General features: G+C 56.5%; 13 protein-coding genes and 1 tRNA gene. 12 read left to right on the top strand and 2 right to left on the bottom strand.

The features are described from left to right. Positions 1-9 precede the first annotated feature (9 nt). Both CRO87_RS09850 and rsmC read right to left on the bottom strand, forming a co-directional pair. Positions 10-95 (bottom strand) — tRNA-Leu (locus tag CRO87_RS09850). 180 nt (positions 96-275) lie between these two features. Next, complete coding sequence (gene rsmC / locus CRO87_RS09855) at positions 276-1304, bottom strand: 16S rRNA (guanine(1207)-N(2))-methyltransferase RsmC (protein WP_097162765.1); 1029 nt, start codon at positions 1302-1304, stop codon at positions 276-278. 254 nt (positions 1305-1558) lie between these two features. On the opposite strand from rsmC, the gene CRO87_RS09860 reads away from it, so the two are divergent. The 12 genes from CRO87_RS09860 (at position 1559) to deoB (ending at position 13328) form a co-directional block, all read left to right on the top strand. Beyond that, positions 1559-1972, top strand: coding sequence for a DNA polymerase III subunit psi (locus CRO87_RS09860; RefSeq protein WP_097162766.1), 414 nt, complete (start codon positions 1559-1561; stop codon positions 1970-1972). Beyond that, on the top strand, positions 1941-2387 hold the full coding sequence (gene rimI / locus CRO87_RS09865) for a ribosomal protein S18-alanine N-acetyltransferase (protein WP_097162767.1): 447 nt from the start codon (positions 1941-1943) through the stop codon (positions 2385-2387). The genes CRO87_RS09860 and rimI overlap by 32 nt, the downstream gene beginning before the upstream one ends. Before the next feature lie 14 nt (positions 2388-2401). Beyond that, a complete protein-coding gene (gene yjjG / locus CRO87_RS09870; protein ID WP_097162768.1) occupies positions 2402-3082 on the top strand; it encodes a pyrimidine 5'-nucleotidase in 681 nt (226 codons plus the stop codon). Between the two features lie 91 nt (positions 3083-3173). Beyond that, the gene (gene prfC, locus CRO87_RS09875; RefSeq protein ID WP_097162769.1) at positions 3174-4763 is read left to right on the top strand and encodes a peptide chain release factor 3; all 1590 of its coding nucleotides are present in this window, start codon (positions 3174-3176) and stop codon (positions 4761-4763) included. A gap of 333 nt (positions 4764-5096) precedes the next feature. Beyond that, on the top strand, positions 5097-5708 hold the full coding sequence (gene osmY / locus CRO87_RS09880; RefSeq protein ID WP_097162770.1) for a molecular chaperone OsmY: 612 nt from the start codon (positions 5097-5099) through the stop codon (positions 5706-5708). A 112-nt stretch (positions 5709-5820) separates the two neighbouring features. Continuing rightward, positions 5821-5982 (top strand): DUF1328 domain-containing protein, encoded by a 162-nt coding sequence (locus tag CRO87_RS09885; protein ID WP_007373037.1) that lies wholly within the window; start codon positions 5821-5823, stop codon positions 5980-5982. A 115-nt stretch (positions 5983-6097) separates the two neighbouring features. Next, positions 6098-7171, top strand: coding sequence for a patatin family protein (locus CRO87_RS09890; RefSeq protein ID WP_097162772.1), 1074 nt, complete (start codon positions 6098-6100; stop codon positions 7169-7171). After that, positions 7168-7962 carry a TatD family hydrolase gene (locus CRO87_RS09895; protein WP_097162773.1) on the top strand — a complete coding sequence of 265 codons (795 nt, stop codon included), beginning with the start codon at positions 7168-7170 and terminating at the stop codon, positions 7960-7962. The genes CRO87_RS09890 and CRO87_RS09895 overlap by 4 nt, the downstream gene beginning before the upstream one ends. Positions 7963-8101: 139 nt before the next feature. Next, positions 8102-9379 (top strand): NupC/NupG family nucleoside CNT transporter, encoded by a 1278-nt coding sequence (locus CRO87_RS09900; RefSeq protein WP_097162774.1) that lies wholly within the window; start codon positions 8102-8104, stop codon positions 9377-9379. 515 nt (positions 9380-9894) lie between these two features. Beyond that, positions 9895-10674, top strand: a complete 780-nt coding sequence (gene deoC / locus CRO87_RS09905; protein ID WP_097162775.1) for a deoxyribose-phosphate aldolase — start codon at positions 9895-9897, stop codon at positions 10672-10674. A 56-nt stretch (positions 10675-10730) separates the two neighbouring features. Beyond that, positions 10731-12053: a thymidine phosphorylase gene (deoA, locus tag CRO87_RS09910; protein WP_097162776.1), complete on the top strand. Its 1323-nt coding sequence runs from the start codon at positions 10731-10733 to the stop codon at positions 12051-12053. A 51-nt stretch (positions 12054-12104) separates the two neighbouring features. Continuing rightward, positions 12105-13328, top strand: a complete 1224-nt coding sequence (deoB, locus tag CRO87_RS09915; RefSeq protein WP_097162777.1) for a phosphopentomutase — start codon at positions 12105-12107, stop codon at positions 13326-13328. Positions 13329-13345: the final 17 nt, after the last annotated feature.

The raw sequence follows: 13345 nt of genomic DNA on the forward strand, positions 1-13345 counted from the left end.
TGTAGTAGTTGGTGCGAGGGGGGGGACTCGAACCCCCACATCCTAAGGACACTAACACCTGAAGCTAGCGCGTCTACCAATTCCGCCACCTTCGCATACCGTCGACTCTGTAAAGAATCTCTACTACGGAGGCGCATTCTAGTGGATTCAGGGTATTCGTCAACAGTTAATTGCAGCAGAATTATCCGATCGCTGTAAATTTGGACGCTTTAACGGAACGGGGAGGGGAGGAGGGAGAATCCCCACAGGCCGGAGCCTGCAGGGCGGGTAAATGATTACTTCTTCGCCTGACGGGTCAGGACCGTGCGGTACACTTTGAAGCGGCCCGTCTGGGCGATGACTTCGTGGAAGCCAAAGACTTCATCGAGCACTTTCGGGTATGGCAGGAAAGCGTTGGCAACGATTCGCAGCTCTCCGCCGCTGTTCAGGTGACGCACTGCGCCGCGAATCAGCTGCTGTGCGGCCTCCAGGCTGGTCTGCAGCCCGTCATGGAACGGCGGGTTGGAGATGATCATATCGAAGCGACCGGTGACTTCAGAGAAGACGTTACTGGCAAACACTTCGCCTTCCAGATTGTTCGCAGCCAGCGTCGCGCGGCTCGCTTCTACCGCTGGCGCACTCACGTCGCAGAGGGTCAGGCGGACTTTCGGTGAATGACTCGCCAGCACGGTTGCCAGCACGCCAGCACCACAGCCCACATCCAGCACTTTGCCTTTGGTGTGCGGCGTCAGGGTATTGACCAGCAGCTGGCTGCCAACATCCAGACCATCGCGGCTGAAGACGCCCGGCAGGGTTTTAATGGTCAGGCCGTCCAGCTGATATTCGCCCCAGGCGTTTTCAGGATTGAAGGAAGGCTGCTTTTCAAGACGACCATGATACAGGCCGCAGCGACGGGCGCTGTCGACTTTGTTCAGCGGGGCGTATTCCGCCAGCATCTGCTCGGCGCTGCGCACGCCGCTGCGGTTTTCACCGACGACGAAAATATCGGTGCCGACCGGCATCAGGGAAAGAATATTGGTCAGCTGATAGAGCGCTTCTGGCTTGTTCTTCGGCCAGTAGTAAATCAGCGTGTCGCAGTCGGCAACATCGGCGGCTTCCGCCGTCAGGCTGAAGCGCACGTTCTCGCCCATCTGGCGGCTCAGCACCTGCCAGTGGTGGAACTGCTGCGTGTGGGCGCGGCTGAAAGCGGTATCCAGACGAGCGGGCAGGTCATCCTGCATATCGCCGGCAAACAGAATGCGGCTTTGTTCGAAATCATCACTGTGGCGCAGCAAGACTTCACTTGCCGGAGATAAAGCAGACATAAAGAGTCATCCTCAATTAAAGACGGGCGAGATTATACACATTTATAGCCGTCATACTTCAAGTTACATCTGCGTTGGCTGCGCCTGCTCACCCCAGTCACTTACTCAAGTAAGCTCCTGGGGATTCACAGTCTTGCCGCCTTGCTGTAACTCGAATTATTTGGTCTATACAACAAGGCGGCCTCCTCGCTTTGTTGGCGCAACTTCGCCGAATTTGCTATATTTCCGCGCCTGACAGAGAGGAGAAACCCGCGATGACATCCCGACGAGACTGGCAACTACAGCAACTGGGCATTACCCAGTGGTCTTTGCGCCGCCCCGCGGTGTTGCAGGGCGAAATCGCTATCTCTCTGCCTGAACATATTCGTCTGGTTATGGTGGCGCAAACGCTGCCCGCCCTGACTGAACCGCTGGTGAGCGACATTCTGCGCGCGTTAGCCGTGACGCCGGATCAGGTTCTACAGCTGACGCCCGATCGCGTGGCGATGCTGCCGGAAGGGGGGCGCTGTAACAGCTGGCGTCTTGGCGAAGATGAACCCGTAGCGCTGGAAGGCGCGCAGGTCGCGACCCCGGCATTTGAACAACTACAGGCCAGCGCGGCAGCCCGCACTGAGCTCTGGCAACAGATTTGCGCCCATGAACACGATTTCTTCCCTCAGCCAGACTGATTTACCGCGCGCCCTGCGCATTGAGCAGCGTGCACACGCCTTCCCGTGGAGCGAGCAGACGCTGGCCAGCAATCAGGGAGAGCGCTATCTCAACCTGCAGCTGACGGTTGACGGTGAAATGGCGGCTTTCGCCATCACCCAAATCGTGCTCGACGAAGCCACGCTGTTCAATATCGCCGTTGACCCGGCGTACCAGCGCCGTGGGCTTGGGCGTGAGCTGCTCGAACAGGTTGTCGACGAAGTGGAAAAACGCGGCGTTGTGACGCTGTGGCTGGAGGTTCGTGCCTCGAATGCTGCCGCCATTGCGCTGTATGAAAGCATGGGCTTTAACGAAGCGACCATCCGCCGCAACTATTATCCGACCGCCGAAGGGCGCGAAGACGCCATCATAATGGCATTGCCAATCAGTATGTAAGACAAGGGTTTACGATGAAGAAGTGGGACTGGATTTTCTTTGATGCCGACGAGACGCTGTTTACCTTTGACTCGTTTAGCGGCCTACAGCGGATGTTTCTCGACTATAGCGTGACCTTCACCGCGGAAGATTTCCAGGACTACCAGGCCGTGAACAAGCCGCTGTGGGTGGATTATCAGAACGGGGCGATCACCTCTTTGCAGCTTCAGCACCAGCGTTTTGAAGGCTGGGCGGCGCGTTTGAACGTGAATGCGGGCCACCTCAATGACGCCTTTATGAACGCGATGGCCGAGATTTGTGCCCCGCTGCCCGGGGCCGTTTCGCTGCTGGATTCGCTGAAAGGCAAAGTGAAGATGGGGATCATCACCAACGGGTTCACCTCGCTTCAGCAGATTCGCCTTGAGCGCACCGGCCTGCGTGAACACTTTGATTTATTGATTATTTCTGAAGAGGTTGGCGTCGCCAAACCCGATGCACGCATCTTTGATTATGCGCTGGAGAAGGCGGGCAACCCCGATCGCTCCCGGGTGCTGATGGTGGGTGACACCGCCGCCTCGGATATTCTTGGCGGTATGAACGCCGGGCTCTCAACCTGCTGGCTGAATGCGCACCAGCAGACCCTGCCGGAACATATTAAGCCGACCTGGACCGTGACATCGCTTGCCGAACTGGAGCAGCTCCTGTGTAAACATTGATTGTCAGGTCCCGCCTTACGGGTAAAATAGCCGCATTTTTCGTATTCAACATGCGCGGTTTAGCGCCGCGTTTACTTAAGAAGAATTGACTATGACGTTGTCTCCTTATCTGCAAGAGGTGGCCAAGCGCCGCACTTTTGCCATCATCTCTCACCCGGATGCCGGTAAAACGACCATCACTGAAAAAGTGCTGCTGTTCGGACAGGCTATCCAGACCGCCGGGACCGTAAAAGGTCGTGGCTCCAGCCAGCATGCGAAATCTGACTGGATGGAGATGGAAAAACAGCGTGGGATTTCGATCACCACCTCCGTGATGCAGTTCCCGTATCACGACTGCCTGGTGAACCTGCTCGACACCCCGGGCCACGAAGACTTCTCTGAAGATACTTACCGTACGCTGACGGCGGTGGACTGCTGCCTGATGGTTATCGACGCCGCGAAAGGCGTTGAGGATCGTACCCGTAAGCTGATGGAAGTTACCCGTCTGCGCGACACGCCGATCCTGACCTTCATGAACAAGCTCGACCGCGACATCCGCGATCCTATGGAAGTGCTGGATGAAGTGGAGCGCGAGCTGAAAATCGGCTGTGCGCCAATCACCTGGCCTATCGGCTGCGGCAAGCTGTTTAAGGGCGTTTATCACCTCTATAAGGATGAAACCTACCTGTATCAGACCGGTAAAGGTCACACGATTCAGGAAGTGCGCATCGTTAAAGGGCTGAACAACCCCGATCTCGACGTCGCCGTTGGTGAAGAGTTAGCGGCACAGCTGCGTGAAGAGCTGGAGCTGGTGCAGGGGGCTTCTCACGAGTTCGATCAGGAGCTGTTCCTGGCCGGCGAAATCACCCCGGTCTTCTTCGGCACCGCGCTCGGTAACTTCGGCGTTGACCACATGCTCGACGGCCTGGTGGAGTGGGCGCCTGCACCAATGCCGCGCAAGACCGACACCCGTGAAGTGGAAGCGAAAGACGAGAAGTTCACCGGCTTCGTCTTTAAGATTCAGGCCAACATGGACCCGAAACACCGCGACCGCGTGGCGTTCCTGCGTGTAGTGTCCGGGAAGTATGAAAAGGGCATGAAGCTGCGTCAGGTGCGCATCGGTAAAGACGTGGTTATCTCAGACGCGCTGACCTTTATGGCGGGCGACCGTTCTCACGTTGAAGAGGCCTACCCGGGCGATATCATCGGCCTGCACAACCACGGCACCATTCAGATTGGCGACACCTTCACCCAGGGCGAAATGATGAAGTTCACCGGTATTCCGAACTTCGCCCCTGAGCTGTTCCGCCGCATTCGTCTGAAGGATCCGCTGAAGCAGAAACAGCTGCTGAAAGGCCTGGTTCAGCTCTCGGAAGAGGGCGCGGTACAGGTCTTCCGTCCGATTGCCAACAACGACCTGATCGTTGGCGCGGTCGGCGTGCTGCAGTTCGACGTGGTGGTTGCACGTCTTAAGAGCGAGTACAACGTGGAAGCGATTTACGAATCGGTGAACGTCGCGACGGCCCGCTGGGTTGAAAGCACCGACGTGAAGAAGTTCGAAGAGTTCAAGCGTAAAAACGAAGTACAGCTGGCGCTGGACGGTGGGGACAACCTCACCTATATCGCCCCGACGATGGTTAACCTCAACCTGACTCAGGAACGTTACCCTGACGTGCAGTTCCGCAAAACTCGCGAGCACTAATCCCCTCCAGAGCACGGTTCACGCCGTGCTCTGTCGCTTTACCTCCCCGTTGATTCCCTTGCAGAAAGTTCTTAAATGAGCCCACTCGCGCCCTGAAAGGCTACTTTTTAGCCGTTTGGTCGGGCGAGTTAAAAATTGTTGGCTATATTTAACAAAGTGATGACATTTTTACTGGCCTTATCCGCTACTCAATGCGTGTTATCTGGCGAATAAGGCTAATTCATTTGTCATTATCAATATTAATAACTGTTACTGCGGTAATGTTCACCCCTACAGCAATGCGATCATGAAGATCGTCTGAGCTCAAATTCTGAGCAAACTACAGGAAATGAAATGATGACGCACACTAACCTTTCGAAAACACTGCTGGCTGTCGTGCTGGGTTCTGCGATGTTGAGTGGTTCCGCTCTGGCGGAGTCAGCCATGGACAAAACCCAGTCTGCCGCTGAAAGTGCCGGTCAAAAAGTCGACAGCTCCATGAGCAAGGTCGGCGGTTTTATGGATGACAGCAGCATCACGGCGAAAGTGAAGGCGGCGCTGGTCGATCATGATTCCATCAAGAGTACCGATATCTCGGTGAAAACTGATGACAAGGTCGTCACCCTGAGCGGCTTCGTGGAAAGTCAGGCCCAGGCTGAAGAAGCCGTGAAAGTTGCCAAAGGCGTGGAAGGCGTTGCCTCCGTCAGCGACAAACTGCACGTGCGTGACAGCAAAACGCAGGGTGTGCAGGGGTATGCGGGCGATACCGCAACCACCAGCGAAATTAAAGCCAAGCTGCTGGCGGACGACATCGTTCCGTCCCGTAAAGTGAAAGTGGAAACCACCGACGGCGTGGTGCAGCTTTCAGGTACGGTCGATTCTCAGGCGCAAAGCGAACGCGCAGAGAGCATCACCAAAGCAGTTGATGGCGTAAAAAGTGTGAAGAACGACCTTAAAGTTAAATAAATCTGTTCTGACACCACCTCCCCCGGCGAAGGCCGGGGAGACGAGTCTGTCGTTTTGAGTGCCTGAGCGTTCATCAAAGCGGACGACATTCACTATGGTAAAGGAGAATCGTATGTTTCGTTGGGGCATAATCTTTCTGGTAATCGCGTTAATTGCCGCCGCTCTGGGCTTTGGTGGTCTGGCCGGTACGGCAGCGGGCGCAGCAAAAATTGTCTTCATCGTCGGTATTATTCTGTTCCTGGTCAGCCTGTTTATGGGCCGCCGACGTCCGTAGATACGTTAGTTTTTTGTAACAGAAAGCCAGCCTTCGGGCTGGCTTTGTTGTTTCAGACGAACCTTATCTGCGCTATGGTGAAATAACAGAACAATCAAAAAAACAGGAAAGCAGTGTGGGACAGCGAATTCCGGTCACGCTCGGCAATATTGCGCCGCTGTCGGTGAAACCCTTTCGTCCAGGCGAACTTGCGCTGGTGTGCGAGGGCGGCGGGCAGCGTGGGATTTTTACGGCAGGCGTGCTGGATGAGTTTATGCGTGCGCGTTTTAATCCGTTCGATCTTTTTCTTGGCACCTCGGCAGGGGCGCAAAACCTCTCTGCGTATGTCTGCAATCAGCCGGGCTATGCCCGCAAGGTGATCACCCGTTACACCACCTCGCGAGAATTTTTCGATCCGATGCGTTTTGTGCGCGGCGGAAACCTTATCGATCTCGACTGGCTGGTGGAGGCGACCGCCAGCAAAATGCCGCTGGCGATGGACGTCGCAGCCCGGCACTTCGACGGTGGTAAAGCCTTTTATATGTGCGCCTCCCGGGCAGATGATTATTCGCCGGGCTACTTTTTTCCTACGCGTGAGAACTGGATGGATCAGATTCGTGCCTCCAGCGCGATCCCGGGGTTTTACCGCTCAGGCGTGACGCTGGATGGCGTCAACTGGCTGGACGGCGGCGTCAGCGATGCCATTCCGGTTCAGGAAGCGGTGAAGCGTGGCGCGAAGACGGTGGTGGTGATCCGCACCGTGCCGTCGCAAATGTATTACACCCCGCAGTGGTTCAAACGCATGGAGCGCTGGCTGGGTGAAAGCAGCCTGCAACCTTTTGTGAACCTGGTGCAGCACCACGAGAAAACCTACCACGCCATTCAGCAGTTCATTGAGAAACCGCCGGGCAAAGTGCGGATCCTGGAAATTTATCCGCCGAAGCCGCTGCAAAGCATGGCCTTGGGTAGCCGCCTGCCTGCGCTGCTGGAAGACTACAACGTGGGACGTCAGTGCGGACGCTATTTCCTTGCAACGATGGGGAAAATGCTTGCCGACAGGCCGCCGCTGCATCGCTTTAAACCGCGCGTCGCCGCGCCTACTCAATTGGTTATTCCTCCAGCCGCGGTAGCAAACGATCTGCACAGCGCAGCGCTTATTGATGCGCCTCAGGCCAACGATGCGAGTTTTGATAACGAGGGGCTGGCGTGAGTTTTTGCTTCACCGACACCCACTGCCATTTCGATTTTCCGCCGTTTGTCGACGATATCGAAAACAGCCTGAACCTTGCGGCACAGGCCGGGGTGACGAAAATAGTCGTGCCCGCGACCGAAGCCGCGCGTTTTGAAAACGTGCTGCGGCTGGCGGCGAACCATACCCCGCTGTATGCCGCGCTCGGCCTGCATCCGATTGTTATCGAAAAGCACGATGATGAAAGTCTGGCAAGGCTTGAGGCGCTGCTCGCTCTGAAACCCGCGAAGCTTGTCGCCATCGGAGAGATCGGCCTCGATCTCTATCGCGAGGATCCGCAGTTCGATAAGCAGCAGGCGCTGCTGGATGAGCAGTTGAGGCTTGCGAAACGCTTCGATCTGCCGGTGATCCTGCATTCACGGCGCACCCACGATAAGCTGGCGATGCACCTCAAGCGGCATAATTTGCCCTGCACTGGCGTTATCCATGGCTTTGCCGGTAGCCTGCAACAGGCGGAACGGTTCATTCATCTGGGCTATAAAATCGGTGTGGGCGGGACCATTACCTACCCGCGTGCCAGTAAAACGCGGGAGGTGATGGCGCACCTGCCCCTCAAAGCTTTACTTCTGGAAACTGATGCGCCAGATATGCCGCTGAACGGCTATCAGGGTCAGCCCAATCGCCCGGAGCAGACGGTAAAAGTGTTTGAATCCCTTTGTGACTTGCGTTCCGAATCTCCTGCTGAAATTGCCGAAACCCTGGCCGAAAACACGCGATTCCTGTTCCCCGGTTTACATCCTGCCGTTTTATAGTGATGTAGATCTCATTATTTAGCATTGCGTTCACATAATTGCTGAAAATGTGTGAGCCGGGCATGCAGAGTAATTACGGAAGGTTATAATCGGCGAGTTTTTTGCTCATTATCATTTTATTAATACACAGGGAATCTGTATGCAAATCCTCATGGGACTGATTGGCATGATTGTGCTGCTGGCTATCGCCGTGCTGCTCTCCAGCCATCGTCGTGCTATCAATTTACGTACCGTACTCGGCGCGTGGCTTATTCAGGTTGGCATCGGGGCACTTATTCTGTACGTTCCTGCCGGCCGCAAGGTCCTTCTGGCTATGTCGGAAGGTGTCGCAAACGTTATCGCTTACGGCAACGAGGGCATCGGTTTCCTGTTCGGTGGCCTGGTGTCCGACAAAATGTTTGAAGTCTTCGGCGGTGGCGGCTTTATCTTTGCCCTGCGCGTGCTGCCGGTTATTGTCTTCTTCTCCTCACTGATTGCTGTGCTTTATTACCTCGGCATCATGCAGTTTGTGATTCGCATTCTCGGCGGCGGCCTGCGGGCGCTCCTCAAAACGTCCCGTACAGAATCGCTGTCGGCAACGGCGAATATTTTCGTCGGTCAGACCGAAGCGCCGCTGGTTGTTCGCCCCTATATCGCGACCATGACCCGCTCTGAGCTGTTTGCGGTGATGTGCGGCGGCCTGGCCTCCGTGGCCGGTTCCGTGCTTGCAGGTTATGCGCAAATGGGTGTGCCGCTGGAGTACCTGATTGCGGCGTCGTTCATGGCAGCACCTGGCGGTTTGCTGTTTGCGAAAATCATTCTGCCTGAGACAGAAACCCCTAACGACTCCCCGGATCTGGAAAAACAGAACCCGGATATCGACCGTCCGTCAAACGTTCTGGATGCTGCCGCGTCTGGCGCGGCATCGGGGATGCAGCTGGCGCTGAATGTGGGTGCAATGCTGCTGGCGTTCGTGGCGCTGATTGCGCTGCTGAACGGCATTCTGTCCGGCATTGGTGGCTGGTTTGACTATCCGCAGCTCTCGATGCAGCTGATCCTCGGCTGGGTATTCTCACCGCTGGCGTGGGTGATTGGCGTGCCGTGGAATGAAGCGACCATCGCAGGCTCATTCATTGGGCAGAAGCTTATCATCAACGAGTTTGTCGCCTACATGAACTTCGGGGAGTACCTGAAGGACGATGCCGCCGTGGCGGCAGCTGGTCTGCAGGTGATTTCCGACCACACCAAAGCGATCATCTCCTTCGCGCTCTGCGGGTTTGCGAATCTGTCCTCGATTGCCATCCTGATTGGCGGGCTTGGCAGCATGGCGCCAAATCGTCGGCATGACATTGCCCAGCTCGGTCTGAAGGCAGTGGCGGCAGGCACGCTCTCCAACCTGATGAGTGCCACCATTGCCGGGGTATTCCTCTCCCTGTAAGTAAAGCGCCGGGGAGGATAACGTGGTTTATCTCCCCGGTGTTGCAGCGCCTGCGGATTCACATCTGCGGCGCTGCGCCACTCCTTCGCTTCCCCCTACACGTCGTGGTCATAAAAGGCATTCAGCCGAATTGCACCGCCGTGCTTTCAACAAACCCTCAGGTCGAGCGGCCCTTCTGCCACCTGGCGGCTATTCTCAAAGAAGTGCGATTGCTCAAGAAGCGGTGGCAGGCAGCGCCAGTAACGTTTTACGGATGTCGATGGCTACTTGTGTTAGAATTTTAACATTGCAAGCCAGGCGCGCATCCCGATAACTGACGCAAACCGGCCTCGGTGTGGCGGAGATGCAGGGAAACCTACTGCCTTACCTGCGCTTGTTAAGTGATCTTAATCTCACTATGGTCATGCAAAATTGCATGTGCATTTCATTAACTGTGATGAAGATCGAAGTGAAACGTCGGGTTGGTGTTAAAATAGTCACAGACCCGCAAGGTAAAATTACACACCGGAGATAACATGACCGACTTAACTGCAAGCAGCCTGCGCGCGTTAAAACTGATGGATCTGACCACCCTGAACGATGATGACACCGACGCGAAAGTGATTGCGCTGTGCCATCAGGCGAAAACCCCGGTGGGCACAACCGCCGCCATCTGTATCTATCCGCGTTTTATCCCAATCGCGCGTAAGACTCTGAAAGAGCAGGGCACCCCGGACGTTCGCATCGCAACCGTCACCAACTTCCCGCACGGCAACGATGACATCGACATCGCGCTGGCAGAAACCAAAGCGGCTATCGCCTATGGCGCAGACGAAGTTGACGTTGTGTTCCCTTACCGTGCGCTGATTGCGGGCAACGAGCAGGTCGGCTTTGACCTGGTGAAAGCCTGTAAAGACGCTTGTGCGGCGGCGAACGTGTTGCTGAAAGTGATCATCGAAACCGGTGAGCTGAAAGAAGAAGCGTTGATTCGTAAAGCATCTGAAATCTCCATCAAAGCGGGGGCAGACTTCATCAAAACCTCTACCGGTAAAGTACCGGTGAATGCGACGCCAGAAAGCGCGCGCATCATGATGGAAGTGATCCGCGATATGGGCGTAGAAAAAACCGTGGGCTTCAAACCTGCGGGCGGCGTGCGCACTGCTGAAGATGCGCAGGCGTTCCTGGCGATTGCCGATGAGCTGTTTGGTGCAGACTGGGCCGATGCCCGCCACTACCGCTTCGGCGCATCCAGCCTGCTGGCAAGCCTGCTGAAAGCGCTGGGCCACGGCGACGGCAAGAGCGCAAGCGCTTATTAATTCTCTTTTCGCGGCGGGTTTTCCGCCGCATTCAACCGGATTCCTCGGGGGTTACCGTGTTTCTCGCACAAGAAATTATTCGTAAAAAACGCGATGGTCACGCGCTGAGTGACGAAGAGATTCGCTTCTTCATCAACGGCATTCGTGATAACACCGTGTCCGAAGGGCAAATTGCTGCCCTGGCGATGACCATTTTCTTCCATGATATGTCCATGCCGGAGCGCGTCTCGCTGACGATGGCCATGCGGGATTCCGGTACGGTGCTCGACTGGAAAAGCCTGAATTTGAACGGTCCGATCGTCGACAAACACTCCACCGGCGGCGTGGGTGATGTCACTTCCCTGATGCTTGGCCCAATGGTGGCGGCCTGTGGCGGCTACATCCCGATGATCTCCGGCCGCGGCCTGGGGCATACCGGCGGTACGCTCGACAAACTGGAAGCGATCCCGGGCTTTGATATCTTCCCGGATGACAACCGTTTCCGCGAAATCATTAAGGACGTTGGCGTGGCGATCATCGGGCAGACCAGCTCCCTCGCGCCTGCGGACAAACGTTTTTATGCCACCCGCGACATCACCGCGACGGTGGACTCCATCCCGCTGATTACCGCCTCCATTCTGGCGAAAAAACTCGCCGAAGGGCTGGATGCGTTGGTGATGGACGTCAAAGTGGGTAGCGGTGCCTTTATGCCGACCTACGAACTCTCTGCCGCGCTCGCCGAAGCGATCGTTGGCGTCTCCAATGGCGCAGGCGTGCGCACCACGGCGCTGCTGACGGACATGAACCAGGTGCTGGCTTCCAGCGCGGGTAATGCAGTGGAAGTGCGTGAAGCGGTGCAGTTCCTGACGGGCGAATACCGTAACCCGCGCCTGCTGGACGTGACCATGGCGCTCTGCGTGGAGATGCTGATCTCCGGCCGTCTGGCGAAAGATGAAGCCGAAGCGCGGAGCAAACTGCAGGCGGTGCTCGACAACGGCAAAGCGGCGGAAATTTTTGGTCGTATGGTTGCCGCGCAGAAAGGCCCGACCGACTTCGTCGAAAATTACGCGAAGTACCTGCCGACGGCGATGCTCAGCAAAGCCGTTTACGCCGATACGGAAGGCTTCGTATCCGCGATGGACACCCGTGCGCTCGGCATGGCCGTTGTGGCTATGGGCGGCGGTCGTCGTCAGGCCTCCGATGCATTGGACTACAGCGTGGGTTTCACCGACATGGCGCGTCTTGGCGACAGCGTTGACGGGCAGCGTCCGCTGGCGGTTATCCACGCCAAAGACGAAAATAGCTGGCAGGAAGCCGCCAAAGCGGTGAAAGCGGCAATTAAACTGGACGATGCGGCACCGAAAGAAACGCCTACGGTCTATCGTCGAATCACTCAATAGCGGTATACTGATCTGATCGCTTTTTTGCAGCGCAAAACGTACGGAGAACATATGAAACGTGCATTTATTATGGTGCTGGACTCTTTTGGTATCGGTGCCACTGAAGACGCAGAACGCTTCGGCGACGTCGGGGCCGACACGATGGGCCATATCGCAGAGGCCTGCGCTAAGGGTGAAGCTGATAAAGGCCGCCAGGGCCCGCTGAACCTGCCAAACCTGACTCGTCTGGGCCTGGTGAAAGCCCATGAAGGCTCTACCGGTAAAGTTGCCGCAGGTATGGATGCGAACGCAGAAGTCGTTGGCGCATACGCCTGGGCGCATGAACTCTCTTCGGGGAAAGATACCCCGTCCGGCCACTGGGAAATCGCCGGTGTGCCTGTGCTGTTCGACTGGGGCTACTTCCCGGAACACCACAATAGCTTCCCGCAGGAGCTGCTGGATAAACTGGTGAAACGCGCCAACCTGCCGGGCTACCTCGGTAACTGCCACTCTTCGGGGACCGTGATTCTGGACGACCTCGGCGAAGAGCACATGAAAACCGGCAAGCCGATTTTCTACACCTCCGCGGACTCCGTGTTCCAGATTGCCTGCCATGAAGGCACCTACGGCCTCGATAAGCTGTATGAGCTGTGCGAAATCGCCCGTGAAGAGCTGACCGAAGGCGGCTACAACATCGGCCGCGTGATCGCACGTCCGTTTATCGGCGATAAAGCGGGTAGCTTCGAGCGTACCGGCAACCGTCACGACCTGGCCGTTGAGCCACCTGCGGCTACCGTGTTGCAGAAACTGGTCGACGAGAAGGGCGGCCACGTGGTGTCCGTCGGTAAAATCGCCGATATCTATGCCAACTGCGGCATCACCAAAAAGGTGAAAGCGACCGGTCTGGACGCGCTGTTTGACGCCACCGTCAAAGAGATGAAAGAAGCGGGTGACAACACCATCGTCTTCACCAACTTCGTGGACTTCGACTCCTCCTGGGGCCACCGCCGCGATATCGCCGGTTATGCCGCAGGCCTGGAGCTGTTCGACCGCCGTCTGCCTGAGCTGCTGGAGCTGGTGGGTGAAGATGACATCATCATCCTCACCGCCGACCACGGCTGTGACCCAAGCTGGACCGGCACGGACCACACCCGTGAACACATTCCGGTCCTGGTCTATGGCCCGAAAGTGAAAGCAGGCTCGCTCGGTCACCGTGAAACCTTCGCGGATATCGGCCAGACGCTGGCAAAATACTTTGGTACTTCTGATATGGAATATGGCAAAGCCATGTTCTGATGACATTGCCCGGCGGC

Origin of the sequence: Enterobacter sp. CC120223-11, from assembly GCF_900215375.1 — a bacterium.
Taxonomy (GTDB): domain Bacteria; phylum Pseudomonadota; class Gammaproteobacteria; order Enterobacterales; family Enterobacteriaceae; genus Scandinavium.